Raw genomic sequence first — 23865 nt, 5'->3', positions numbered from 1 at the left:
ACAGGAATCACCCAGCTTCGGTCCAGGAACTTCGCAGCCGGATACCGGACCATTTAGCCATGAGTGGTGCCCCCGCGCAGCAGACACCCGAGGCCAGGGTCCTGGTGGTCGACGACGAGCCGATGATCGTCGAACTGCTCGCGGTGAGCCTGCGCTACCAGGGCTTCGAAGTGGACACCGCCGCCGACGGCGCCCAAGCGCTGGACAAGGCGCGCTCTTTCCGTCCCCAGGCCCTCATCGTGGACGTGATGATGCCCGGCATGGACGGCTTCGGTCTGCTGCGCAGGCTGCGCGCCGACGGGGTCGACGCGCCCGTGCTGTTCCTGACCGCGCGCGACGACGTGCAGGACAAGATCACCGGCCTCACCCTGGGCGCCGACGACTACGTCACCAAGCCGTTCAGCCTGGAGGAAGTGGTGGCCCGGCTGCGCGTCATCCTGCGCCGCGCGGGTCACGCGGCCCCGCAGCGGGAGAGCTCGCGCCTGCGCTTCGAGGACATCGAGCTCGACGACGACACCCACGAGGTGTGGAAGGCGGGTGAACCGGTCGCGCTGTCGCCCACCGAGTTCACGCTGCTGCGCTACTTCATGGTCAACGCGGGCACCGTGCTGAGCAAGCCGCGCATCCTCGACCACGTCTGGCGCTACGACTTCGGCGGCGAGGTCGGCGTGGTGGAGACCTACGTCTCCTACCTGCGCAAGAAGGTCGACACCGGCAACACGCGGCTGATCCACACCTTGCGCGGCGTCGGTTACGTGATGCGCGCGCCCCATCGCAAGAGCGGTTCATGAGCCCGAGCCGGATCGTCGTGGCGCGTGCGAAGGTCTCGGGTTTCCTCTCCGCGATTCCGTTGCGCGGGACCTTGACGATCCTGCTGGTGCTCACCGCCGGGCTCGGCCTGCTCGTCTCCGGCATGGTGGTCACCTCGGCCTTGGAAGGCCAGTTGACCGACCGAACCGACCAGCAGTTGCGCGGGGGCGCGATGGAATGGTCCAGGCGCCCGCCTCCGCCACCGGTGCTGCCGCCCGAGCCGCGCCACGCGCCGAGCCAGTTCTACGTGCGCTCGATGCGCACCGACGGGCGCCTGTTCCTCGTCCCGGCGTTCGCCGTCGACTCCGAACCCGACCTGCCCGCGACCCCACCGTCCGGCCCGTACACCGTCGGCTCCGTGAACGGAGGGCCGATCCGGTGGCGTGTGCTGACGCTGCGCACACCGGAGGGCACGACGACGGTCGCGCTGCCGCTCACGCAGAACACCGACACCGTGCACCGGCTCGTGATGCTCGAGCTGATCGTCGGGGCGATCGTCCTGGCCGTGCTGGCGGTGCTCGCGTATTTCCTGGTGCGGCGCAGTCTGCGTCCGCTGCGCCGGGTGGAGAGCACCGCCGCGGCCATCGCCCGCGGTGACCTGCATCGCCGCGTGCCGGTGCGCGACACCAACACGGAGGTCGACCGGCTGTCCAGGTCGCTGAACGGCATGCTGGCACAGATCCAGCGCGCGTTCACCGCGACCGCCGCGTCCGAGGAAGCGGCACGCAAGTCCGAGGAGCGCATGCGCCGTTTCATCGCCGACGCCAGCCACGAGCTGCGCACGCCGTTGACGACCATCCGCGGGTTCGCCGAACTGTATCGCCAGGGCGCCACCGACGATCCCGCCGCGTTCATGGACCGCATCGAGCGCGAATCCCAGCGGATGGGCGTGCTGGTGGAAGACCTGCTGATGCTCGCGCGGCTGGATGCCCAGCGCCCGCTGGAGCTCGGCCCGGTGGACCTGCTCGCCGTCGCCAGCGACGCCGTGCACAACGCACGCGCCGTGGTCGCCGCCGGGCATGCCGACGGTCCCGTCCGCACCATCGAACTGAAGATCGAACCGGGCGAGGGAACGCTCGAGGTGATCGGCGACGAGGCGCGGCTGCGCCAGGTCTTGGGCAACCTGCTGAACAACGCCGTCACGCACACCGCGCCCGACGCGAAGGTGACCGTGCGGCTGGCTCCCGGCGACGGCGACGTGCGGCTGGAGGTGGCCGATACGGGGCCCGGCCTGCCTCAGGAGGAGGCCGAACGCGTCTTCGAGCGCTTCTACCGCACCGACACCTCCCGCGCGCGAACCAGCGGCGGCACCGGGCTCGGCTTGTCCATCGTGCAGGCGCTGGTGACCGCGCACGGCGGCGAGGTCGGCGTGCGCAGTTCGCCCGAGGCGGGCACGACGTTCACGGTGCGGCTGCCACGCAGGCCGCCGGAGTGACCCTGGCGAATTCGCCGGGTTCGCCGGACTCAGACCGGGGTGACCGCCGAGACCAACCAGTGCGAGTCCGCCTTCGTCAGCGTGACGCGCACGCGACTGCCGGTGGTGGTGCCCTGCGGGGTGTCCTTGCTCGTCATCACCTGGTTGAGGAACAACAGCACCTGCGCGTGCGAACGGTCCGCGGAGATGACACCGCCCGCCTGGGTGGTCGCGGTGACGGTGAGCTGCTTCTCCTTGGCGCCCGGCGCGATCTGCTTGTCGATCAGCGTCAGATAGTCGTCGCGGAAATCACCGGTCAGGTGGTCGGCGGACTTGCGCAGTTCGGTGTCCACGGTCTGCGGGTTGTAGGTGAACATGGCCTCGAGGGTGCGTCCCGCCGTCGCGACCGCGTCCTCGCGCGACTGCTCGGCCTGCCGGTCGTCCCAGTAGCGGTAACCGTTGACGCCGCCGATCACCGCGGCCGCGGCGACCACGACACCGAGTACCGCGAGCAGGATCTTGGCCCGAATTCCGTTCATGCTGCGTACGCCGGTCATGCCACGAACTCCACATTGGACACGGTCAGCCCGGAATCGCCGCGGGAAACGGTGACCCGGAACCGGTAATACCTGGTCTGCGGCTCGGCTTGGCCCGCGTTGGTGAGCGTCTGCTTGGCGGCGACCAGCACCCGCCCGGAGCGATCGTCGTCGCTCTCCAGCGCGGCCTCCACGATCTCGCCGCTGGAGACCACCTTGGCCTGCTGCACGATGCTGGTGAACGGGTCGACCCGCCCGTCGAACTCGGTCTTGAACTCACCCGAGGCCAGCGACAGGATCCGGTCGATGTCCTGCTTGGCGGAATCGGCGCGGATGGTGGTCAGATTGACGATCGCCTGCCGGGCGGTTTCCACGTATTCGGCGCGGCGCTCGTCGCGTTCGTGCGCCGAGCGCATCGCGAGCACCGAGAGGGTCGCGCCGCAGACGAGCGCGACGACCAGCAGTGCGGCGGCGGTCATCGCGAGAATGCGCGGGAGACCGCGGTTCTTGCCCGGGGCGGGCTGCGGCTCGGTGGACGGCGACTCGGCGGCGGCTTTCGTCATGGTGACCGCCGCATTGTCCGTGTCGGCGGTCGAGTCGTCGGTGGACGGTACCCGTGCGCTCGACTCGGCGCCGACGGTACTCGGCTCCTTGTCCGGGTCGGCGGTTTCGGCCGAGGGGTCAGAAGAGACCTCGGTGGGCGCGGGCTTCGCATCGTCTGCGGCTGTGGTCTTCGCACGCGCAGTAACGGCCGTCTTCGCATCGGTCGCGGCGTCGCTCGCGGTCGCGGCATCGGTCGCGTTCGCGGCGTCGGTCACGGTCACGGTCGCGGCGTCGCCCGCGGCGTCGGTCACGGTCACGGCGTCGCCCGCGGCATCGGTCACGGTCACGGCGTCGCCCGCGGCATCGCTCACGCTCGCGGCGTCGGTCGCGCTCGCGGCATCGCCCGCGGCATCGCTCACGCTCGCGGCATCGCTCACGCTCGCGGCGTCGGTCGCGTTCTCCTCGACCGGCGGCCCGGCCGAGCGCACCGCACGACGCCGCGTGCGGTGACCTTCTCCGTTGCTCTCACTCATCGTTGCTGCTCCTCGAGCATCGCCTGCCAGCTCGACGGTACCGTGCCCGAACCGCTCGGTCCGATATCGCCCTGTCGGTATGTCCGCCCGTCGGGGCCGATGTAGACGCCGCTGTCCGGGTCGTACGCGCGGGCGGCGGCCGGTGTGCCGCCGCCGTAACTCGCCGGCGCCACGACGGGCGGCTCATCGGCGGGCGCCGCCGCGGGCGCGACCGGCCGCGGCGGTCCGAACGGCGGGTTGTCACCCAACGGAACGTACCCGGTCCGGCACATCTCCGGCGTCGGGGCGCGCACACCGGGCACTTCGGCGCACGGCGTGTTCCGGATGCCGCGCACCGCTTCGGGAGCGTCCTGCGGCACCTTGCAGTACAGGCCGGAAGGCGTGGGCGGGGTGTCGAGTTCGCTCGGCGAGCGGCGCTGATCGGGCGGGAGGAAGCCGGTCGTGCAGGCGGGCGGGTCGTTGACCAGCGCCATGAAGTCGACCAGGGCTCCGTATTCGAGCGGGCCGCGTACCGCGGTGAGCAGCGCGGCGACCAGCGGCGGATAGACCACCAGGATCTGCTCGAGTCCCGCGTGGTAGGTGACCGCGACCTGACCGACGCTGACCAGGTTCGACAGCAGCAGCGGCAGCGTCGGCCGCAGATCCTCGAACAGATTGGTCACCCGTTGCATCGCGGACGGGCCCTCCCGCAACACACCGCGCAGCGCGGGGTCGTGACCGCGCAGCTGGTCGGTGACGGTCGCCAGATCGGCGGTCCAGGAACGGATCGCCGCGTCCGAACGGGTCTGGGTGTCCAGCAGCGGCCCGATCTGGTCGAGCAACTGCTTCGTCGGTTCGGCGTTCGCCTGCGCCTCCTGCACCAGCAGCGACGCGGAGTCGATGAATCGTTGCAGGTCCGGTCCGGCGCCGTTGAACGCGAGGAACGCCTCGTCGATGACCTGCCGCAGCCGGGTGTCCGCCACGCTCGACAGCAACCGGTCGGCCTGGTCCAGCAGCGCGCCGACGTCTTGCGGCAGCTTGGTGCGCTCCACCGGGATCACGCTGCCGTCGCGCAGGTTCCCGCCGGTGCGGTGCTCGGCGGGGACCAGGTCCACGTACTGCTCGCCCACCGCGGAAACACTGCGGACCCACGCGTCGACGTCGGAGGGAATCTTGTAGTCGCTGGCGATGGACAGTTTCGCGTCCACCCCGACCGGCGTGAGCCGCACCTCCTTCACCACGCCGACGTTCGTGCCGCGATAGGCGACATTGGCCGTCGGGTAGAGGCCGCCGGTCGCGGCCAGTTTCACCGTGACCTCGTAGCGCCCGATGCCGAACATCGCGGGCACCTTCACGTACGTGCCGCCCATGACCACCAGGCCGATCACCGTCAGCACGGAGAAGATGATGAGCTGGGTACGGACGAACCGGGTGAGCGTCACTGGCCCGGACCCCCTTGCGGCGCGGAGTTGCCCGGCATGGGCACGGTCAATCCGGGAATGGCGGGCAGGCCGGGGATGGGCGGCAGTCCCGGGATGGTCGGGGCGGGCTGGCTCGCCGCGGGCGGCGGCGCCTGCAACGGCCCGGTGGCCGGGTCGCCGTTCTGCGCGGCCGTGCCCGGCGCGAAGCTGCCCAGAGCGCCTTCCACGCCGCCGAACCGTCCGCCCAGCGGCGTGCCGGTGAGGAAGTTCGAATCCAGCCGCTTGCCGGTGATGTCCACGGTCATGAACAGGTTCAGGTAGTCGCCCTTGATCGCGTGGTCCAGGTTCTTCATCGGGAACGGGAAGGTGGCCAGGATCTTCAGCGCCTCGGTCAGGTCGCCGCCGGTGTCCGACAGCGATTTCAGCGCGGGCACGAGGCTGCGCAGGTTGGCCTTCAGGTCCTCGCCGCTGGCGTCGACGATGCGCCGGACGACGTCGCTCAGCTCGCCGAGCGCGGTGAGCGCCCTGGTGATGTTCGCGCGGCGGTCGGCGAGCACGGTCAACGCAGGATGGATCTGCTCGATGGCCGCCGCCACCACGTCACGCTGCTCGGCGAGCTGACCGCCGAGCCGGTCCAGCCCGCTCATCGCCGCGATGATGTCGCCGGTCTGGCGGTCCAGGTTCGTGGTGAGTTCGTTCAGCTGCGGCAGCAGGTCGCGGATGGCCTCCTCGCGCCCGGTGAGCGCCGCATTGAGTTCGTGGGTGATGGTTTCCAGCTGCGCGACGCCGCCGCCGTTGAGCACCACCGACAGCGAGGAAAGCACCTGCTCGGTGGTCGGATAGGTCCCGGCCCGCGCCAGCGGGATGACATCGCCCGCCCGCAACCGGCCTTCGGGAGCCTGATCCGTCGGCTCGGCGAGCTCGAGATGGTTGGACCCGAGCAAACTGGTCTGCCCGATCTTGGCGACGGCGTTCGCCGGCAGCTGCACGTCCGGGTTCAGCTTGACGGTGACCAGCGCGTGCCAGTCCTCCACCTCGATCTTCGACACCGTGCCGACCGCCACGTCGTGCACCCGGACGGGGGAATTGCGGGTCAGCGTGGTCACGTTCGGCATCTGGACACGCACTTCGTAGGATCCCGGCGCGGTGCCCTCGGTGCCGGGCATCGGCAGCGAATTCAGTCCGTCCCACTCACAGCCGGAGACGCCGAGCGCCACCGCCAGCCCCACCGCGACCGTGGCGGTGCGGTGCAATCGCCGCGTCGGCGTCATCGCACTCCTCCCGGAATGGCCAGTCCGGCGAGACCGCTGGGCACGCTCACCGGAGCGGGCTGCGGCTGCGCGGGAGTCTGGCTCCGCACCCGATCGGCCAGGCTGGGATCGGTGTACACCAGCTGGTCGGGGAACGCGGTCACGCCGCTGGCCGGGTTCGTCATGATCGGCACGTAGTTCATGCTCAAGCTGTTGATCACCGGCGCGAGGTACTGCGCGCAGAGGTCCGCGCTGCGATCGGCGTCGTTGGTCTCCAGCGCGCGGACCGAGCCGCACAGGAACCCGAGCGGGTCGGCGGGGTTGTTCAGCGCGATCGCGCCGGTCAGGGTGCCTTGGGCCGGCTTGTAGATCTGATAGAAGTTCACCAGCGCGGTCGGGCCGGAGTGCAGTACGCGTTCCAGTTCGGGCCGTTTGTCGACCAGCACCTGGGTGGCGTCGGCCAGCCGCTGCACGCCTTCGGTGAGTTCGGCGCCGCTGCCGTCGATGAACCGGCGCACGTCGACGATCGCAGCGTCCAGATTGTCCAGTCCCGCGCCGAGATCGGCCGACACCCCGGCCAGCACCGAGGACACCGACGCCAGCCGTCCGCCGAACTGCACGATCTGCTCGTTGCTCGCCGACAGCACGTCGACGAACTTCTGTAGGTTGCGCACCGTGCCGAACAGGTCGGTGCGTCCGTCGGAGAGCGTGCTCAAGGTGGCCGACAGTTCCCGCAGGGTGTCGCGGAACCGCTGCCCGTTGCCGTCGAGGTTGTCGGCGGCGGTGTCGACGAAGCGGCCGAAGGACCCCTGCTTGTCGTCACCGACCGGACCGAGGGCGGTGGCCAGCTTGGACAGCTCGGCCTTGATGTCGTCCCACTCGACCGGCACCGCGGTGTGCTCGATCGGGATCACGCTGCCGTCCTTCAGCTTCGGGCCACCGGTGTAGGCGGGCGCGATCTGGATGAAACGCGCCGAGACCAGCGACGGCGAGATGATCACCGCCTTCGGGTCGGCGGGGACGTCGATTCCGCGATCGAGGGTCATGGTCACCTTCACCCGGTCGGCGCCGGGCTCGATCGAGTCGATCCGGCCGACCTTGACACCGAGCACCCGCACGTCGTCACCGGCGTACAGGCCCGACGTGGACGGGAAATACGCGGTGACCTTGGTGGTTCCGATCCTGGTTATGCCGTTCCACGCGACCGCCACCACGAGGGCGGCGACGACCACTCCGGCCAGCACCAGCGCCCAGCGAGGCAGTTTCCGTACGACGTTCAGCATGCGCATCCCCCCGGACGCGACTCCCCCGTCGTCGGCGCGAATCTATCGACGGCTCGAGACGGGTACAGGATGGACGGGTAGTGCCCACTCATCGCGGCGGCTCCTGTATCGCGGGTTCGATCGACGGGGACGGCGTGAGGTAGCTCTGCAGATCGTTCGGCAGGTGCTGCGGCCACACCAGCGCGTCCACCAGCGGTTGCAGCGTCTTGCTCGCGGCGTTGATCACGTACGCCTGGAAGTAGGGGCCGCTGCCCACCTGCTCACCGAGTGCGGCGGCGAACGGGCCGAGGCCGTCCAGCGCGTCGGCGAGGTTCTGTTTGTTGCGCTGCAACAGCGCCAGTACCGAATTGAGTTTGTCGAGGGCGGGTTTGAGCTGTGCCTCGTTGTCGGCGACCAGGCCGGACAGCTGCTGGGCGAGTCCGTTGACGTAGACGATCAGCTGCCCGAGCGCGGTGCGCCGCCGGTCCAGCTCGCCGAGCAGCTCGTTGCCGTCCAGGATCAGCGCGTTGATCTGGTTGCCGCGGTCGGCGAGGATCTTCGTCACGTTCTGCGCCCGCTTCAGCAGATCGGTCAGCGCCTGGTCGCGCGCGTTGATGCTGCGGGAGAGCGCGGTGACGCCGTCGAGCGCCGAGCGCAACGGCGCGGGGGTGTCGGCGAAGGTCGCCGAGAGCGCGTCGAGGGTCTGGTCGACCCGGTCGAGGTCGAGATCGTGCACCGTTCCCGCCAGGTCGCTCAGCGCCTCGTTGAGCGAGTACGGCGATGTGGTGCGTTCCAGCGGGATGGTGTCGTCGGTGCGCAGCGCGCCTGGGCCGGACGGCGTCACCTCCAGCGATTTGCGTCCGAGCACCGTGTTGGTCTTGATCGCCGCCGAGGTCTTCTCGCCCAGCACGATCGACTCGGAGAGGGTGAACCGGACGAGCACTTTCGCGCCGTCGAGGCCGACCTCCTCCACCCGTCCCGACCGCACGCCCGCGACCTGCACCGCGTCACCGGGGAGCAGGCCGCCCGCGTCGGCGAAGTAGGCGGTGAACGTCGCGCCGGAACGAATGAACGGCAAGCGGTCGAATTGCAGTGCCGACAGCGCCACCGCCACCGCGACCACGAGGCCGACGATGCCGATGGTGATGGCGGATGATCGCTGCTCTTTCATCGGTTGTCCGCACACCTTCCGGTCGTCTGCGCCCCGGGCATGTTGATCTTCATCGTCTGTCCGTTCGGGCCGTCCACCAGGAAGTTCGTCGAGCAGACGTAGAGCTGGAGGAAGGAGCCGTAGGAGCCGATGCGGATCAGCTGGCGATAGGTCGACGGCAGCCGTTCCAGGACCCACTGCACCGTGTCCGACCCGGCGTCGAGGTTCGTGGCCAGTCGCCCGGTCTGCTCGATGGTGCCCCGCAGATCGGGACGGGCCTGGGCGAGCAGGTCGGTCAGGTCGCCGGTGGCCCCGGCGATTCGCGGGATCGCGTCCCCGATCTGGTCCTTGTCGGCCGCCAGTCCGCTGATCAGGCGCTGTAGTTCGGCGATCGTGGTGGCGAACTGGTCGCCGCGCTGATCGATGGTCTGCAGCACCACGTTCAGGTTGTTGATCACGCTGCCGATCAGCGCGTCCCGGTCGGCGAGCGTCTTGGCGAACGAACCGCCGCTGTTGAGCAGGGACACCAGCGTGCCGCCCTGTCCCTGGAAGATCTGCAGCAGCGCGTTGGTCAGGTCGTTCACCTGGCCGGGGTCGAGGCCGCGCAGCAGCGGCCGGAAACCGCCGAGCAGCATGTCCAGATCGAGTGCGGGCGCGGTCTGTTCCTTGACGATGGTGCCGCCGGGCTGCAGGACGCGGTTCGAGCCGGGCCCCTCGGTCAACTCGAGATAGCGGTCGCCGACCAGGTTCTCGTACTTGATCGCCGCCCGGGTGCTGGTGAGCAGCCGGTACTTGCGGTCGACGTCGAACTCGACGTGCGCCAGATAGTCCTTGCCCACCTTCACCGAGGTGACCGAGCCGACCGGCACGCCGGCGATGCGCACCTTCGCCCCGGGCAGCACGCCCGAGGAACTGGTGAACACGGCGTGGTAGCCGTTCTCCCTGGCGAACCGCATCTGGCTGAACACAACCGCCAGACCGGCGAAGATCAGCGCCATCACCAGCGTGAAGATCGCCAGTTTGACGGTGGTCGCGGTATTCCTCACGGGCGCGGCACCCCCGGTAGTCCGGCGAACAGGAGCTGGAAGATCTTCGGCGGGTTCACACTCAGCGTCGTCGACGGTGTGTACACGTGGCCTTCCGAGGTATCGGTGACGACATAGTCCGAGTGGCTGCCCGGCACCCGGTCCAGGATGCCCCCGCATTGCGGGCCGCCGGTCGCGTTGACCTTGGGCAGATCCTCCGGGTAGGTATACGGCTTCGCGCCGTACATGAAGCCGGTGTTCAGCGCGACGCCTTCCTGCAACCCGCCGAAGACCGCCTCACCCAGGGGCAGCGCCTTGCCGAGGCCGCCGATGAGGCAGTACAGCGCGGGCGCGTACTCGTCGAGCAGCCCGGTGGTCGGGCGCAGCAGATCCAGCGCGGTGCCGAGCTGATTCTCGTTGTCGCGCAAGACCGATCCGGTGGTGTCGGCCAGGCCGGTGAGGTTCACCAGAACGTTGTCCAGGCTGTCCTGCTCCTGGGCCAGGGTCTTGCTGGTGACGGTGAAGTTGTCCACCGTGCGCAGCAGGTCGTTCACCGTGTCCGCGTACAGGTCGGTGACCTCGCCGGTCTTCGCCAGATCCTGTCGCAGCGTCGGCAGATACGGGTTGATGTCGCGCAGGTAGGCGTCGCTCTGCGTGAGCAGGTCACCGAGTTTCTGCCCCCGGCCCTGCAACGCCGTGCCCAGCGCGGACAGGGTGGCGTTCAGCTTCTCCGGCTCGATCTTGGCCAGCACGTCCGAGAGGTGCTGGAACAGGGTGTTGAACTCGACGGTCACCCGCTGCGCGGTCACGGTCGCGCCGGGACGCAGTGGGGTGGACGACGGCTGCTGCGGAACGATGAAGTTGATGTACTTCGCGCCGAACACCGTGGTCGACCGGATGTCGACATCCGCGTTGGAGGGGACCAGTTTCAACAGGTCCGGGTCGAGGGCCAGTTTCAGCCTCGCGCCCTCGGTGGTGTGGTCGACGGACGCGACGCGGCCGATCTCCACCCCGCGCACCTTCACCTTGGCGTCCGGGTCCAGGACCAGGCCGCTGCGCGGCGCGTCCACCGTCACGGTGGCCGTGGGCGTGAACCCGCCGACGAACATGATCATCGCGACCGCGAAGATGGCGACCAGCGCGAGCACCATCGTGATACCGGCCAGTTTCAGGCCGAGCCCGCCGCGCAGCGCGCGCCCCAGGCGGCTTTCCGTTTGCTTCGATTCCGCCATGTCGCTATCCGGAGAGGTGGAAGTTGCCGGAGGTGCCGTAGATGGCCAGCGAGACCAGCAGGGTCACCGTGACGACCGCAACCAGTGAGGTCCGCACCGCGTTGCCCACCGCGACACCCACGCCGACCGGGCCGCCCGCGGCGTTGTAGCCGTAGTAGGTGTGGATCATCATGATCGCCAAGGACATGAGGATCGCCTGGGCGAACGACCACAGGATGTCGGTCGGGATGAGGAACGTGGAGAAGTAGTGGTCGTAGACGCCCGCCGACTGGCCGTAGATGACGACCGTGGCGAACCGGCTGGCCAGGAACGACGCGATCACCGCGAGGGCGTAGAGCGGGACGATCGCGATCATCCCGGCCAGCACGCGGGTGCCGACCAGGTAGGGCACCGGCCGGATCGCCATCGACTCCAGCGCGTCGATCTCCTCGGCGACCCGCATCGCGCCCAGTTGCGCGGTCGAGCCCGCCCCGATGGTGGCCGCCAGGCCGATGCCGGAGATCACCGGCGCCGCGATGCGGACGTTGATGAACGCCGCGAAGAAGCCGGTCAGCGCCTCGACGCCGATATTGCCCAGTGAGCTGTAGCCCTGCACGGCGATGGTGCCGCCCGCGAACAGGGTGAGGAACCCGACGATCACCACCGTGCCGCCGATCACCGCCAGCGCGCCGGTACCCATGCTGATCTCGGCGATCAGCCGGATGGTCTCGGTGCGATAGTGCACCAGCGCGCGCGGCAGCGACCCGAGCGCCTGGGCATAGAACACAGCGTGCTTGCCGACCGAATCGAGCGAGTCCGACATCCTGCGCATTCGCCGGACCGTGCGGGGAAAACGGGATTGGATTACGAAGGCCATCGCGTCACCGCGCCGTGAACTTGATGCCGACGGCGGTGACCACCACGTTCACGACGAACAGGGCCATAAAAGCGAAGACTACGGTCTGATTCACCGCATCACCGACACTCTTGGGTCCGCCTTTGACATTCAAGCCCAGATAGCAGGCGACCAGGCCGGCGATCAGCCCGAACAATCCGGCTTTCACCTCCGAAATGATCAGCTCGGGCAGATGGGTGAGCAGCGTGATGCCATTGACGAACGCGCCGGGGTTCACATCTTGCAGATACACCGAGAACAGAAATCCGCCGACGATGCCGATGGTGCACACCAGGCTGTTGAGCATCAGCGCGACGAACATCGACGCGAGCACCCGGGGCACCACCAAGCGCTGTACCGGATTGATGCCCAGCACCCGCATGGCGTCGATTTCCTCGCGAATGGTGCGCGCGCCCAGGTCGGCGCAGATCGCGGTGGCGCCCGCCCCCGCCACGATGAGCACGGTGACGATCGGCCCCACCTGGGTGACCGCGCCGAATGCCGCGCCCGCCCCGCTGAGGTCGGCCGCGCCGATCTCCCGCAACAGAATGTTCAAGGTGAAGCTGACCAGAACGGTGAACGGAATGGCCACCAGCAATGTCGGCACGATCGAAACTCGCGCGATGAACCAGGACTGGTCGATGAACTCCCGCCATTGAAAGGGCCTGCGCACGCTGGCGCGTGCGACATCAGCGGTGAGTTCGAAGAATCCACCGACGGCCCGCAACGGCACGGCAAGGACCTCGTTCATCCACGATCCTCCTTGCTCAACCGGCGTACACAGCCCACGGCGCGAATCTCCACCGTGGCCGCACCGCCGGAACGATTAGAACACGTTCACCGTGTTGCCGGTAGCACTTTTCATACTTTTGAAGTGCAATTTCCCGAAAAGTCGGCATATAAATTTGGAACCGGTGTCATCGGGTGATGATCCCACCTTTGTGAGGTAGGACATAACCCGTCCCTATGTCTACCAAGCGCCGATCCCATGATCAACAGTTGGACAGCTGATCAGTAGCGGGTCCGCGGCGAGCCGCCGCGGCTCACCCCAGCTCTGCCAGCGAAGACGCCGAGAAGGTGCGCCCCTCCGGGCGATCGGCGAAGTAGTCGCCCAGCGTGTCGGCCAGATCCTGGGCCGACCACTCCCCCGCGGCCGCGTCGAACCGGCGTTCGACAACCGGCGCCGCCATGAGCGCCACCATTCCCCCGTAGACGACGAACAGCTGTCCGTTGACCGAATCGGCCGCGGGCGAGGCCAGGTAGGCGACCAGCCGGGCCACGTGATCGGGCGACAGCGGGTCGGCCTCGCCCTCCGGGGCGGGGCTGAACACCGCCTCGGTCATCGCGGTGCGCGCCCGCGGCGCGATCGCGTTGGCGCGCACACCGAAGCGAGACAGGGCCCGCGCGGCCGAGAGGGTCAGCGCGGTGATGCCCGCCTTCGCGGCACCGTAGTTGGCCTGCCCCTCCGGGCCGAGCAATCCGGCTTCCGAGGAGGTGTTGATCAGCCTTCCGTAGACCGGCGCCCCCGCCTGCTTCGACTTGCCGCGCCAATAGGCGGCCGCGTTGCGCGAGAGCAGGAAATGGCCGCGCAGATGCACCGCGAGCACCGCGTCGAAGTCCTCGTCGGACATGTTGAACAGCATCCGGTCGCGGGTGATGCCCGCGTTGTTGACCACGATGTCGACCGATCCGAACGACTCCTCGGCGGTGCGGATCAGCGCGTCGGCGGTCGCGCGCTCGGCGATGCTGCCCGCGACGAACTCCGCCTTGGCGCCCAGCGCCCGGATGTCACCGAGCGTGCTCGCGACCGCCTCCGACTCCGCGAGGTCGTTGACCACCACCGACGCGCCGGCTCCGGCCAGCGCGAGCGCTTCGGCCCGCCCAAGTCCGGCGCCGCCGCCGGTCACGATCGCTACACGGCCCGCAAGGCTCAGATCATTGCTCACGCGGCCGACTCTAGAACGTGTTCCAACTTACGGCAAGCAACGCTCACTGCAACCGCAACGCCGCCTTCGGACATTGCGCGACGGCGTCCTCGACATCGGCGAGCCGATCGGGGGGCACGTCGGCGTTCGCGATGTGCAGGACGTCCTCGTCATCGAGTTCGAACACGTCGGGGGCGATTCCGACACAGATTCCATTCGCTTCGCACTGGTCTGGATCGACACTGATCTTCATGGCAACTCCTTTACCACCACTCTGGCCGAAGCCTAACAAGCCGATCCGCTCCACCGGGGCGTCATCGGGGGGATTCAGTATCAATACTGGAACATGTTTCAGTCCATATGCAATGATCGGGGAAACCCGATCCGACGAAGACTCGTCCTGCCCACCCCGCCGACTCCGTCAGCCCCGTCGGCCGACCATCCCCCAAGAGGTTTTGCCATGCGCATTGCGTACACGCCGCAACAGGAGCAGCTGCGCGCGGAGTTGCGCGACTACTTCGCGCGACTCATCACCCCTGAGCGCAGGGAGGCGCTGAGCGCGCAGACCGGCGAGTACGGCCAGGGCAATGTGTACCGCGAGGTGGTGCAGCAGATGGGCCACGACGGCTGGCTGGCGCTGGGCTGGCCCGAGGAATACGGCGGCCAGGACCGCCCCACCATGGACCAGCTGATCTTCACCGACGAGGCGGCGATCGCGGGCGCGCCGGTGCCGTTCCTGACCATCAACTCCGTCGCGCCCACGATCATGCACTACGGCAGTGCGGAGCAGAAGAAGTTCTTCCTGCCCAAGATCGCGGCCGGTGAACTGCACTTCTCCATCGGTTACTCCGAGCCGGGCGCGGGCACCGACCTGGCCAGCCTGCGCACCACCGCGGTGCGCGACGGCGACGACTACGTGATCAACGGCCAGAAGATGTGGACCAGCCTGATCGCCTACGCCGACTACGTCTGGCTGGCCGTGCGCACCGATCCGACCGCCAAGAAGCACAAGGGCATCAGCATGCTCATCGTGCCGACCACCGCCGAGGGCTTCTCGTGGACGCCGGTGCACACCATGGCGGGGCCGGACACCAGCGCCACCTACTACCAGGACGTTCGCGTGCCCGCGAGCGCGCTGGTGGGCCAGGAGAACGGCGGCTGGGCGCTGATCACCAACCAGCTCAACCACGAGCGGGTCGCGCTCACCTCGGCCGCGCCGCTGGCGCTGGCGCTGCGCCAGACCGCCGAATGGGCGCGCGAGACCAAGGCGAGCGACGGCTCCCGCGTGATCGACCGCGAATGGGTGCAGCTCATCCTGGCCAAGGCGCACGCCAAGGTGGAATACCTCAAGCTGCTGAACTGGGAGATCGCCAGCCGGGCCGACGCGGGCGGTGACGCGGCTCCGCGCCCGTGGGACGCCTCCGCCTGCAAGGTGTACGGCACCGAGCTGGCCACCGAGGCCTACCGGTCGCTCATGGAGGTGCTCGGCCCGCAGGCCTACCTGCGCCAGGACTCCCCCGGCGCGCAATTGCGCGGCCGCCTCGAGCGGATGCACCGCGCCGCGCTCATCCTCACCTTCGGCGGCGGCACCAACGAGGTACAGCGCGACATCATCGCCATGACCGCCCTGAAGCAGCCTGCCGCCGCGCGCTGACGAAAGCTGAGAGACCACCATGGATTTCACCCCCACCGAAGCTCAACTCGATCTCGGCCGGCTGACCGGCGAGGTGTGCGGGAAATTGGTCACCGCGGACCGGTTGCGCGAACTCGATACCGCCGAAGAGCGATTCGACCGGCCGCTGTGGAGTTCGCTGGCCGAGACCGGCGTGCTCGCGGCGGCCCTGCCCGAATCCGTCGGCGGCAGCGACCTCGGCTCGCTCGAACAGACCGCTGTCCTGCGCGAGCTGGGCAAGCACCTCGCGGCCGTGCCGTACCTGTGGTCGATCGTGCTCGGCGCGGGCGCGCTGGCACGGTTCGGCGATGCGGCGCAACAGGATCTGGCCACGCGGGCGGGCGCGGGCAGCGTCATCCTCACGGTGGCGCTGGCCGAGGAGCGCAACTGGGAACCCGCCGCGCCGACCACCAGCGCGGTCGAGACCGCCGACGGCTGGCGACTGACCGGCGCCAAGACCACCGTGCCCTTCGCGAACCGGGCCGAGCGGATCCTGGTGCCCGCCACGGTCTCCGGAACCACCGCGGTGTTCCTGGTCGATCCCGCGGCGGCGACGGTGACCGCGCAACAGGTGGTCGACCGCAGCCCGGAGTTCGCGGTCGAGCTCACCGACGCGCCAGCCGAACTGATCGGCGCCGTGGCCGACGGGGCGGAGATCCTGGACTGGATCCTCACCCGTGCCTGGCTCGGCCTGAGCGCCCTACAGCTCGGCACCCTGGAACGGGCGCTCGAGCTGGTAGCCGAATACGCAAGGGAGCGGGAGCAGTTCGGCAAGGCGGTCGGCAGCTTCCAGGCCGTCGCCCAACGGCTCGCCGACGCCTACATCGACGTGCAGGGCCTGCGCCTGGCGGTCACCCAGGCGGCGTGGTTGCTGTCGGAGGACCTGCCCGCCGCCGAGGCGGTGCACACCGCCAAGTTCTGGGCCGCCGACGCGGGCCACCGCGTCGCCCACACCGTGGTCCACGTGCACGGCGGCGTCGGCATCGACCGCGACCACATCGCGCACAACTACTTCACCGCCGCCAAACACAACGAGTTCGCCCTCGGCGCGAGCACCGACCACCTGCGCGCCCTCGGCGCGCTGCTGGCCACGTAACCGCACCCGAGCACATTCGGCCCGCACGGCACCACGCCCTGCGGGCCGAATCGCGTTGCGCTCAGACCAGTCGCCGGTTCAGCTCCAGCAGTTCTGGAACGCGTAGGTCGACGTGAGGGATGTGCGGTAATCGTATTACGTAATACGATTACTACGACTGCAAGAGGAGGCTGCAATGCTGCTGAACAGCAAGGGACAAGTGACGATCCCCGCCCACCTTCGCGCCAAACACAATCTTCACGAGGGTGACGATGTGGAGATCATCGAAGTCGACGGCACCTTGCAGATCGTGCGCGCCGAGGGCGCCTCGACTCGAGGCCAACGCCTCGTACGACGACTGCGTGGCACCGCAGACAGCAGGGACATCGAAGGCTTGAGCACCGACCAGATCATGGACTTGCTCCGTGGCGAGTAGCCCGACACCCATCGGTGGACCTGCCGTTCTTGTCGACTCCTGCGTCCTGCTCGACGTCATGACCAATGACAAGCACTGGGCGGCGTGGTCGGCGGACCGGATAACCGAGGCGCTCGACGCGGGCCGGGTTGTGATCAATCCGATCATTTACGCCGAAGTCTCGGTCGGATACGACGCGGTCGAAGACCTCGATTATCTGCTGCCCTCCGACGAGTTCGAGCGCGAAGCGCTACCGTTTCGCGCTGGCTTCCTTGCAGGCAAGGCGTACCAGCGCTACCGCAAGAACAGCGGCGAGAAGCGCTCGCCCATGCCCGACATCTACATCGGAGCGCACGCCGCAGTGACGGGCTACCAATTGCTGACCAGGGACGTCGCCCGGTACCGCGGCTATTTCCCCACAGTCGGACTGATTTACCCCGATTCCTGAGCGGGCGGTGGCACTGCCCGAGATCCCTCGGCCGGGATCGACGTCAGGTAGCGCTGGAGGGTGGGGCCTACCTCGGCGATGATCTGGTCGCGGGTCAGGGCGACGACCGGCGGTAGGCGCAGGACGTAGCGGCACAGGGCGAGGCCGAGCATCTGGGTGACGATCAGGCCGCCACGGCGGGGGGCGTCGGCGGGATCGCCGAAACGCAGGACGGCGGGCAAGATCTGCTCGGCGAAGATGGCGCGGACGCGTTCCGCCACCGCCTCGTCGGTGATCGATGAGCGCAGCAGCGTCAGCAGCACCTCCTTGTTCGGCTGCTCTTCCCAGATCTCGAAGAAGCGGCGCACCAGCAGCTCGCCCAGGCTGTCCGGCTCCGCGGAGGCGAGGTCGGGCAGATCCAACCGGACGTCGACCGCGGCGGCGAAGAGTCCGTCTTTGCTGCCGAAGTACCGCATCACCATCGATGGGTCGATATCCGCGTCGGCGGCGATGGCGCGAATGGTCGCCTTGCGGAATCCCTCGGCGGCGAACCGTGCGCGGGCCGCGTCCAGAATCGCCGCACGCGTCGCGTCCGAGCGGCGAACGGGGGCTTGATCAGGCTCTACGGTCATGCCAACAAGTGTAGGCCAACAACTGTTGACTTCCTAGTCCGGATGGAGCTACGGTTGTGCCAACAAACGTTGGCCTACAAACGTTGACATGAGGAGTTCCGATGAACGCCACACCGAACCCGCTGCCCGCCACCACTTCCGTCGTGATCGTCGGCGCGGGGCCCGCCGGGCTGACCGCCGCCATCACGCTGGCCGACGCGGGGGTGGATTTCGTCCTGCTCGACCGGCAGAGCGAAGGCGCGAACACCTCCCGCGCGGCGGTCGTGCACGCCAGGACGCTCGAGGTGCTCGAGGAACTCGGCATCGCCGACGAACTGGTCGCGACGGGCGACATCGTCGCGCGCTTCACCGTCCACGACGGCGGCAAGACCTTGGCCACCATCGACTTCGACGGTCTCCCGACGCGCTACCCCTACACCCTGATGACGCCGCAGGACACCACCGAGGCGGTGCTGCTGAAGCGGCTGCGTAAGGCGGGCGGTGACGTGCAGCGGCCGTACCAGGTCAGCCGGGTCGTCCAGGACGGCGACGGCGTCACGGTCGAATACACCGACGCCGCGGGCACCGCCGGCGGCATCCGCGCCGACTACGTCGTCGGCACCGACGGCATGCACAGCGTCGTCCGCGAGCAAGCGGGCATCGGATTCACCGGCGCGTCGTACCCGGAATCCTTCGTTCTCGCCGATGTGCGGATGGACTGGCCGATCTCGCGCGACGAGGTGGCCCTGCATCTTTCGCCGGAAGGTGTCACCGTGGTCGCGCCACTGCCCGACGAGGCCGAGCCGAACCGCTACCGCGTGGTCGCCACTCTGGAAACCGCGCCCGAGCACTCGACCGCGGAACAGATCCAGGCCCTCCTGGACGCCCGCGGCCCCGGCGGCGCGGTGCGGGTTCGCGAGGTGCTGTGGAGCTCACGCTTCCGCGTGCACCACCGGGTCGCCGACCACTACCGAAACGGCCGCATCCTGCTCGCGGGCGACGCCGCGCACGTGCACAGCCCGGCGGGCGGGCAGGGCATGAACACCGGCATCCAGGACGCCGCCACCCTCGGCCCGCTGCTGGCGCGAGTCCTCACGGGCGAGCCCGACACCCTGCTGGACGAGTACGAGACCACCCGCCGCCCCGTGGCCCTCGGCGTCGTCTCGTTCACCGACCGCATGACCAAGATGGCGACCCTGCGCCGCCGCCCCGCACGCACCGCGCGCAACCTGATCCTCACCACCGTGTCCCGCATCCCCGCCTTCCGCCACCGCCTCGCCTACCAGCTGGCCGAACTCGCCAACCGCTGAGGTTTGCGAGCCCCAGCGAGCGGAGGTACGCGATCAATGACGCCAACCGGACGCTGTACCTGACACTCGCCGCTACCGGGCATCCCCGGCAGACCGATCGGCGGCGCTGACAGCCGGGCGGATGCCTTCACGGTCGGCCACTGTCCGAGGGACGGGGGCCGACCATGAGGCCGGGTTGCTACTTCGCGCTCGCCACCGTGTGGTCGTCGGCGGGACGGGACTGGGTTTGCTCCTTGGCCCAGCGGTAGTCGGGCTTGCCCGCCGGGGAGCGCTTGATCTCGTCGACGAACCACAGGCTGCGGGGCAGTTTGTACGGCGCGATCTCCTGGGTGAGCATGGGGCGCAGCTCCTCCAGGGTGGGACGGGACGCGCCGCGGCATTGCACGACCGCGACCACCCGCTGCCCCCAGCGCTCGTCCTCGATGCCCACCACCAGCGCGTCGAAGATCTCGGGGTGCGTCTTGAGCGCGCCCTCGACCTCCTCGGGGTAGATCTTCTCGCCGCCGCTGTTGATGCTGACCGAGCCACGGCCGAGCATGGTGACCGTGCCGTCCTCCTCGACGCGCGCGTAGTCGCCGGGGATGGCGTAGCGGATCCCGTTGAACTCCTTGAAGGTCGCGGCGGTCTTCGCCTCGTCCTTGTAATAGCCGAGCGGAATGTGCCCGCGACGGGCCAGGATGCCCACCTCACCGGAGCCGGGCCGCACCGGATCGCCGTTCTCGTCGAGCACATCGGTGGAAGCGTCGATCTTCACCCGCGGCCCCCCGGTGTGCGTCGCGCCCTTGGCCACGATCGCGATACCGCCGAAACCGGTCTCCGAGGAGCCGATCGAATCGGAGATCATCCGGTTGGGCAGCAGCTCGAGGAACTGGTCCTTGAGCGAGGGCGAGAACAGCGCCGCGCTGCTGGCCATCACGTACAGGCTGGAAAGGTCGTAGGGCCGACCGGTCTCCGGGTTGCCTTCGATGAGCGCGTCCAGCATCGGGCGCGCCATCGCGTCACCGGTGATGAAGATCAAGTTGATCTTGTGCTTGTCGATCGCCCGCCACACGCCGTGCCCGGAGAACTCCGGGATCATCACGGCTTTACCGCCGCCGAACAGGCTGTGGAACGTGGCCCACTGCGCGCCACCGTGGATCATCGGCGGGATCGGGAACCGCACCATCGGCGGGCTGCCCGCGCCGACCTTCGCCAATTCCCACTCGTCCTGGACGTATTCGCCGGTGATGAAGTTGATGCCCGCGCCGAGCACGCGCCAGACGTCCTCCTGACGCCACATCACGCCTTTGGGCATGCCGGTGGTTCCGCCGGTGTAGACCATGTACAGGTCGTCCGGGGAACGTTCGCCGAAGTCGCGCTCGCCCGAGGACTGCGCGAGCACCGTCTCGTAATCCACCGAATCGGCTGCGGTGGCGATCGTGCCGGTCGTATCGTCGTCGACGACGACGACCGTGCGCAGTTGCGGCGTCTTCGCTCGGACGGCAGCGACCTTGTCGCTGTAGCGCCGCTCATGGATCAGCGCGACCATGTCCGAGTTGTCGAAGATGTACTGCAACTCGTTCTCGACATATCGGAAGTTCACGTTGATCATCACGGCCCGCGCCTTGAAGATCGCGACCATGGCCTCGACGGCCTCGATCGTGTTGCGTGAGTAGATACCCACCTTGTCGCCCGGCCGGACTCCCTGTTCTTGCAGGTAGTGAGCGAGTTTATTGGCCCGCTCCTCCAACTGGGCGTAGGTGACCTCGCGGCCGTCGTCGGCCAGCGCGACGCGGTCGGGCATCAGGTCGATGGCATGTTCGACAAGGTCCGCTATGTTGTAGCTCACAGCCATAAAAATAGAACGTGTTACTGTTTCTGACAAGGCTAGAAGTCAGGAGAATCAGCGATGCCGCACTGTCTCGTCGAGAAGCGCGACCATGTCCTCATCGTCACCATGAACCGGCCCGAAGCGCGCAACGCGCTGTCGGGGGAGATGATGGCGATCATGAAAGACGCCTGGAATCAGGTGGACGAGGATCCGGAGATCCGGGTCGCGATCCTGACCGGCGCGGGCGGGGCGTTCTGCGCGGGCGCCGATCTCAAGGGCATGACCTCCGAGCACCCCGGCGACACCATCGAGGGCGGCGGCTGGAATCCGGCCAAGCTGGAGGCGCTGCTCAAGGGCCGCAGGCTGACCAAGCCGCTGATCGCGGCGGTCGAGGGCCCGGCCATCGCGGGCGGTACCGAGATCCTGCAGGGCACCGACATCCGGGTGGCCGGGGAGAGCGCGAAATTCGGTGTGTCCGAGGCACGGTGGGGCCTGTTCCCGCTGGGCGGCTCGGCGGTGCGGCTGGTCCGCCAGATCCCCTACACCGTGGCCGCGGAAATCCTGCTCACCGGCCGGCACATCACCGCCGCCGAGGCCAAGGAGATCGGCCTGATCGGCCACGTCGTCCCGGACGGCACCGCACTGGACAAGGCACTGGAGATCGCGGGGCAGATCGCCGCCAACGGACCCCTCGCCGTGCAGGCCATCCTGCGCACCATCCGGGAGACCGAGGCCATGCCGGAGGAGGACGCCTTCGAGATCGACGCCAAGCTCGGCATGTCGGTGTTCCGCTCGGCGGACGCCAAAGAAGGGCCGCGGGCGTTCGCGGAGAAGCGCAAGCCCTCTTTCACCGGAAACTGAGAATCCCGGCGGAGCCCGACGCCCCCCGATGCGCTCCCGCATCCGGGGGCGACCCCTCGCCCGGGCTCAGTCGGCGCCCGGGTAGTCCATCCAGAACGGCTCCCACTGGTGGCCGTCCGGGTCGATGAAGGTGCGGCCGTGCATGCCGACCTGCGCCTCCTGCGCCCGCTTGTCCTCGTTCACCTCTTCGGTCGCGCCCGCCGCGACAGCGGCTTCGGTCAGGCTGTCGACCTCTTCGGCGCTGCCGAGCGCGAGCGCGTACGCGGCGTTGATCGCCGTCTCGGTATCGGCCACCGGCCGCTTGCTGAAGGTGGTGAAGAAATCCCTGATGAGCAGCATCAGGCAGATGTTGTCGTCCACCACGATGCAGGCGGCGTTGTCGTCGGTGAATTCCTGGTTGACCTTCCACCCCAGCGCCTCGTAGAACGCCATCGACCGGTGTAGATCCGCGACCGGGAGATTGATGAAGATCATCTTGCTGCTCATGGCCTCTTCCTCTCGAGCAAGTCCGTTCGTGTCACTGGATAGGACGTGCCCCGGACGGCGAACTCATCGCGGAAGCGTCGGTGTCGCATCCCACATGCCGGCCAGGTTTAACGATCTTGATCAGCCCCGCCCTCGAGTTCGCGGTCCTGTTCTGTGTCGGTGGCCTGTGGCATGGTGACACCCATGAACGACTCGCCCGGCTCCTCCGCCGGCCTCGCCCCCGAGGTGCTCGCCGCGTTCGAGACCCATCGCAGAGAGCTGTGCGCGTACGCCTACCGCATGCTCGGTTCCTCCTTCGAAGCGGAGGACGCGGTGCAGGAGACCCTGACCAGGGCGTGGAAGTCCTACGACTCGTTCGAGGGCCGCGCCAGCCTCCGCTCCTGGCTGTACAAGATCACCACGAACGTCTGCCTGGACATGCTCGACGGCCCGCAGCGCCGGGCCAGGCCGATGGACCTGTCCGGTCCGTCGCGGCCGGATTCGCCGCTGCCCGCACCGCAGCCGGACTACGTGTGGATCGAGCCCATCCCGAACGCGCTTGCCTTCGGCGCCGATCCGGCCGATCACGCCAGCGCGAAAGACACCCTGCGCCTGGCCTTCGTCGCGGCCTGCCAGCATCTGCCCGCCACCCAGCGCGCGATCCTGATCATGCGCGAGGTGTTGCGTTTCTCCGCCAACGAGACCGCCGAGGCGCTCACCATGTCGCCCGCGTCGGTCAACAGCGCGCTGCAACGGGCGCGCGCGACCATGTCCAAGGTCCAGCCCGCGGCCACCGACACCTTCGACGAGTCCGACGAAGATCAGCGCAGACTGGTGGACAACTTCGTCAAGGCGTTCGAGTCCTACGACATGGACACCCTCACCACCCTGCTGAAAGCGGATGTGGCACTGTCCATGCCGCCGATCGAGCTGTGGATCTCGGGTCCGGAAAACGTCGCCGCGTTCATGCTCGGCCACGGAAGCGCTTGCCGCGATTCGCGACTGGTCCGCCTGGAGGGCGCCAACGGATTGCCCGCCTTCGGCCACTACAAGCCGGGCGACGAGCCGGGCGTGTGGGTGCCGTGGTCGATCACCGTGCTGGAACTCGACGGCGACACCATCGCCGGGCTGAACTTCTTCCTCGACACCGAGAAGCTGTTCCCGCTCTTCGGCCTCGCGCCCGAACTGCGCGAGAGTATCTGACCCCCGAACGCGCGAATGCGCCCTTCGTGAAGGGCGCATTCGCTTTCGGCGTCGTCGCGCGG

Annotated in this window: 24 protein-coding genes; 9 read left to right on the top strand and 15 right to left on the bottom strand. The window is 68.3% G+C overall.

The genetic code is table 11. The annotated features are described in order from the left end of the window. Nucleotides 1–59: 59 nt before the first annotated feature. Together ABZ803_RS17025 and ABZ803_RS17020 are read left to right on the top strand one after the other, a co-directional pair. Entirely contained in the window at nucleotides 60–791 is a 732-nt protein-coding gene (locus ABZ803_RS17025) for a response regulator transcription factor (protein ID WP_357038506.1), read from the top strand. Continuing rightward, nucleotides 788–2245 carry a HAMP domain-containing sensor histidine kinase gene (locus ABZ803_RS17020; protein WP_357038503.1) on the top strand — a complete coding sequence of 486 codons (1458 nt, stop codon included), beginning with the start codon at nucleotides 788–790 and terminating at the stop codon, nucleotides 2243–2245. Before ABZ803_RS17025 ends, ABZ803_RS17020 begins: the two co-directional genes overlap by 4 nt. Nucleotides 2246–2274: 29 nt before the next feature. Here the strand turns inward: ABZ803_RS17020 and ABZ803_RS17015 are convergent, their stop codons facing one another. The 12 genes from ABZ803_RS17015 to ABZ803_RS16960 form a co-directional block, all read right to left on the bottom strand. After that, on the bottom strand, nucleotides 2275–2781 hold the full coding sequence (locus tag ABZ803_RS17015) for a h domain protein (protein WP_357038500.1): 507 nt from the start codon (nucleotides 2779–2781) through the stop codon (nucleotides 2275–2277). Beyond that, entirely contained in the window at nucleotides 2778–3836 is a 1059-nt protein-coding gene (locus ABZ803_RS17010) for a hypothetical protein (RefSeq protein ID WP_357038497.1), read from the bottom strand. The genes ABZ803_RS17015 and ABZ803_RS17010 overlap by 4 nt, the downstream gene beginning before the upstream one ends. Beyond that, nucleotides 3833–5257, bottom strand: a complete 1425-nt coding sequence (locus ABZ803_RS17005; protein WP_357038494.1) for an MlaD family protein — start codon at nucleotides 5255–5257, stop codon at nucleotides 3833–3835. The genes ABZ803_RS17010 and ABZ803_RS17005 overlap by 4 nt, the downstream gene beginning before the upstream one ends. Then, nucleotides 5254–6507: an MCE family protein gene (locus tag ABZ803_RS17000; RefSeq protein WP_357038491.1), complete on the bottom strand. Its 1254-nt coding sequence runs from the start codon at nucleotides 6505–6507 to the stop codon at nucleotides 5254–5256. Before ABZ803_RS17000 ends, ABZ803_RS17005 begins: the two co-directional genes overlap by 4 nt. Next, nucleotides 6504–7775 carry an MCE family protein gene (locus ABZ803_RS16995; RefSeq protein WP_357038488.1) on the bottom strand — a complete coding sequence of 424 codons (1272 nt, stop codon included), beginning with the start codon at nucleotides 7773–7775 and terminating at the stop codon, nucleotides 6504–6506. The genes ABZ803_RS17000 and ABZ803_RS16995 overlap by 4 nt, the downstream gene beginning before the upstream one ends. 82 nt (nucleotides 7776–7857) lie before the next feature. Further along, nucleotides 7858–8919, bottom strand: a complete 1062-nt coding sequence (locus tag ABZ803_RS16990) for an MCE family protein (protein WP_357038485.1) — start codon at nucleotides 8917–8919, stop codon at nucleotides 7858–7860. Next, entirely contained in the window at nucleotides 8916–9944 is a 1029-nt protein-coding gene (locus ABZ803_RS16985; RefSeq protein WP_357038482.1) for an MCE family protein, read from the bottom strand. Before ABZ803_RS16985 ends, ABZ803_RS16990 begins: the two co-directional genes overlap by 4 nt. Then, nucleotides 9941–11155 (bottom strand): MCE family protein, encoded by a 1215-nt coding sequence (locus ABZ803_RS16980; RefSeq protein WP_083863206.1) that lies wholly within the window; start codon nucleotides 11153–11155, stop codon nucleotides 9941–9943. Before ABZ803_RS16980 ends, ABZ803_RS16985 begins: the two co-directional genes overlap by 4 nt. Nucleotides 11156–11159: 4 nt before the next feature. Beyond that, nucleotides 11160–12011 (bottom strand): ABC transporter permease, encoded by an 852-nt coding sequence (locus ABZ803_RS16975; protein WP_040864644.1) that lies wholly within the window; start codon nucleotides 12009–12011, stop codon nucleotides 11160–11162. 4 nt (nucleotides 12012–12015) lie between these two features. Next, the gene (locus tag ABZ803_RS16970) at nucleotides 12016–12780 is read right to left on the bottom strand and encodes an ABC transporter permease (RefSeq protein WP_040864643.1); all 765 of its coding nucleotides are present in this window, start codon (nucleotides 12778–12780) and stop codon (nucleotides 12016–12018) included. A 292-nt stretch (nucleotides 12781–13072) separates the two neighbouring features. Beyond that, on the bottom strand, nucleotides 13073–13975 hold the full coding sequence (locus ABZ803_RS16965) for a 3-oxoacyl-ACP reductase (RefSeq protein ID WP_357038477.1): 903 nt from the start codon (nucleotides 13973–13975) through the stop codon (nucleotides 13073–13075). 43 nt (nucleotides 13976–14018) lie between these two features. Beyond that, nucleotides 14019–14207 (bottom strand): ferredoxin, encoded by a 189-nt coding sequence (locus ABZ803_RS16960; RefSeq protein WP_040864641.1) that lies wholly within the window; start codon nucleotides 14205–14207, stop codon nucleotides 14019–14021. Nucleotides 14208–14414: 207 nt separating this feature from the next. Between ABZ803_RS16960 and ABZ803_RS16955 the strand changes: the two genes are divergently transcribed. From ABZ803_RS16955 to ABZ803_RS16940, 4 genes are all read left to right on the top strand, one after another. Further along, nucleotides 14415–15608 (top strand): acyl-CoA dehydrogenase family protein, encoded by a 1194-nt coding sequence (locus tag ABZ803_RS16955; protein ID WP_357038472.1) that lies wholly within the window; start codon nucleotides 14415–14417, stop codon nucleotides 15606–15608. 19 nt (nucleotides 15609–15627) lie between these two features. Then, the gene (locus ABZ803_RS16950; RefSeq protein ID WP_357038469.1) at nucleotides 15628–16722 is read left to right on the top strand and encodes an acyl-CoA dehydrogenase family protein; all 1095 of its coding nucleotides are present in this window, start codon (nucleotides 15628–15630) and stop codon (nucleotides 16720–16722) included. Nucleotides 16723–16897: 175 nt separating this feature from the next. Then, complete coding sequence (locus ABZ803_RS16945; protein WP_357038466.1) at nucleotides 16898–17137, top strand: AbrB/MazE/SpoVT family DNA-binding domain-containing protein; 240 nt, start codon at nucleotides 16898–16900, stop codon at nucleotides 17135–17137. After that, nucleotides 17127–17564, top strand: a complete 438-nt coding sequence (locus tag ABZ803_RS16940) for a type II toxin-antitoxin system VapC family toxin (protein ID WP_357038463.1) — start codon at nucleotides 17127–17129, stop codon at nucleotides 17562–17564. Before ABZ803_RS16945 ends, ABZ803_RS16940 begins: the two co-directional genes overlap by 11 nt. On the opposite strand, the gene ABZ803_RS16935 is transcribed toward ABZ803_RS16940, so the two are convergent. Beyond that, nucleotides 17549–18175: a TetR family transcriptional regulator gene (locus ABZ803_RS16935; protein ID WP_357038460.1), complete on the bottom strand. Its 627-nt coding sequence runs from the start codon at nucleotides 18173–18175 to the stop codon at nucleotides 17549–17551. The genes ABZ803_RS16940 and ABZ803_RS16935 overlap by 16 nt on opposite strands. A 101-nt stretch (nucleotides 18176–18276) precedes the next feature. On the opposite strand from ABZ803_RS16935, the gene ABZ803_RS16930 reads away from it, so the two are divergent. Beyond that, nucleotides 18277–19464 carry an FAD-dependent monooxygenase gene (locus ABZ803_RS16930; protein WP_357038457.1) on the top strand — a complete coding sequence of 396 codons (1188 nt, stop codon included), beginning with the start codon at nucleotides 18277–18279 and terminating at the stop codon, nucleotides 19462–19464. Nucleotides 19465–19642: 178 nt separating this feature from the next. Here the strand turns inward: ABZ803_RS16930 and ABZ803_RS16925 are convergent, their stop codons facing one another. Further along, the gene (locus tag ABZ803_RS16925) at nucleotides 19643–21292 is read right to left on the bottom strand and encodes an acyl-CoA synthetase (protein WP_357038983.1); all 1650 of its coding nucleotides are present in this window, start codon (nucleotides 21290–21292) and stop codon (nucleotides 19643–19645) included. 60 nt (nucleotides 21293–21352) lie between these two features. Between ABZ803_RS16925 and ABZ803_RS16920 the strand changes: the two genes are divergently transcribed. Beyond that, complete coding sequence (locus tag ABZ803_RS16920) at nucleotides 21353–22135, top strand: crotonase/enoyl-CoA hydratase family protein (RefSeq protein ID WP_357038454.1); 783 nt, start codon at nucleotides 21353–21355, stop codon at nucleotides 22133–22135. 66 nt (nucleotides 22136–22201) lie between these two features. Here the strand turns inward: ABZ803_RS16920 and ABZ803_RS16915 are convergent, their stop codons facing one another. Beyond that, the gene (locus ABZ803_RS16915; RefSeq protein WP_357038451.1) at nucleotides 22202–22621 is read right to left on the bottom strand and encodes a VOC family protein; all 420 of its coding nucleotides are present in this window, start codon (nucleotides 22619–22621) and stop codon (nucleotides 22202–22204) included. Between the two features lie 183 nt (nucleotides 22622–22804). Between ABZ803_RS16915 and ABZ803_RS16910 the strand changes: the two genes are divergently transcribed. Further along, nucleotides 22805–23803, top strand: coding sequence for a sigma-70 family RNA polymerase sigma factor (locus tag ABZ803_RS16910; protein ID WP_040864632.1), 999 nt, complete (start codon nucleotides 22805–22807; stop codon nucleotides 23801–23803). The last annotated feature ends 62 nt before the right edge of the window (nucleotides 23804–23865 follow it).

Source organism: Nocardia sp. NPDC047648, assembly GCF_040642815.1.
Lineage (GTDB): Bacteria > Actinomycetota > Actinomycetes > Mycobacteriales > Mycobacteriaceae > Nocardia > Nocardia gamkensis.
This window is presented reverse-complemented; position numbering and strand designations above follow the sequence as displayed.

What these genes read in the sequence shown, in the direction of transcription:
- ABZ803_RS17025 (WP_357038506.1), top strand. Translation starts at nt 60, where the DNA reads ATGAGTGGTGCCCCCGCGCAGCAGACACCCGAGGCCAGGGTCCTGGTG.
- ABZ803_RS17020 (WP_357038503.1), top strand. Translation starts at nt 788, where the DNA reads ATGAGCCCGAGCCGGATCGTCGTGGCGCGTGCGAAGGTCTCGGGTTTC.
- ABZ803_RS17015 (WP_357038500.1), bottom strand. Translation starts at nt 2,781, where the DNA reads ATGACCGGCGTACGCAGCATGAACGGAATTCGGGCCAAGATCCTGCTC.
- ABZ803_RS17010 (WP_357038497.1), bottom strand. Translation starts at nt 3,836, where the DNA reads ATGAGTGAGAGCAACGGAGAAGGTCACCGCACGCGGCGTCGTGCGGTG.
- ABZ803_RS17000 (WP_357038491.1), bottom strand. Translation starts at nt 6,507, where the DNA reads ATGACGCCGACGCGGCGATTGCACCGCACCGCCACGGTCGCGGTGGGG.
- ABZ803_RS16995 (WP_357038488.1), bottom strand. Translation starts at nt 7,775, where the DNA reads ATGCGCATGCTGAACGTCGTACGGAAACTGCCTCGCTGGGCGCTGGTG.
- ABZ803_RS16990 (WP_357038485.1), bottom strand. Translation starts at nt 8,919, where the DNA reads ATGAAAGAGCAGCGATCATCCGCCATCACCATCGGCATCGTCGGCCTC.
- ABZ803_RS16980 (WP_083863206.1), bottom strand. Translation starts at nt 11,155, where the DNA reads ATGGCGGAATCGAAGCAAACGGAAAGCCGCCTGGGGCGCGCGCTGCGC.
- ABZ803_RS16975 (WP_040864644.1), bottom strand. Translation starts at nt 12,011, where the DNA reads ATGGCCTTCGTAATCCAATCCCGTTTTCCCCGCACGGTCCGGCGAATG.
- ABZ803_RS16970 (WP_040864643.1), bottom strand. Translation starts at nt 12,780, where the DNA reads ATGAACGAGGTCCTTGCCGTGCCGTTGCGGGCCGTCGGTGGATTCTTC.
- ABZ803_RS16960 (WP_040864641.1), bottom strand. Translation starts at nt 14,207, where the DNA reads ATGAAGATCAGTGTCGATCCAGACCAGTGCGAAGCGAATGGAATCTGT.
- ABZ803_RS16955 (WP_357038472.1), top strand. Translation starts at nt 14,415, where the DNA reads ATGCGCATTGCGTACACGCCGCAACAGGAGCAGCTGCGCGCGGAGTTG.
- ABZ803_RS16950 (WP_357038469.1), top strand. Translation starts at nt 15,628, where the DNA reads ATGGATTTCACCCCCACCGAAGCTCAACTCGATCTCGGCCGGCTGACC.
- ABZ803_RS16945 (WP_357038466.1), top strand. Translation starts at nt 16,898, where the DNA reads ATGCTGCTGAACAGCAAGGGACAAGTGACGATCCCCGCCCACCTTCGC.
- ABZ803_RS16935 (WP_357038460.1), bottom strand. Translation starts at nt 18,175, where the DNA reads ATGACCGTAGAGCCTGATCAAGCCCCCGTTCGCCGCTCGGACGCGACG.
- ABZ803_RS16930 (WP_357038457.1), top strand. Translation starts at nt 18,277, where the DNA reads ATGAACGCCACACCGAACCCGCTGCCCGCCACCACTTCCGTCGTGATC.
- ABZ803_RS16920 (WP_357038454.1), top strand. Translation starts at nt 21,353, where the DNA reads ATGCCGCACTGTCTCGTCGAGAAGCGCGACCATGTCCTCATCGTCACC.
- ABZ803_RS16915 (WP_357038451.1), bottom strand. Translation starts at nt 22,621, where the DNA reads ATGAGCAGCAAGATGATCTTCATCAATCTCCCGGTCGCGGATCTACAC.
- ABZ803_RS16910 (WP_040864632.1), top strand. Translation starts at nt 22,805, where the DNA reads ATGAACGACTCGCCCGGCTCCTCCGCCGGCCTCGCCCCCGAGGTGCTC.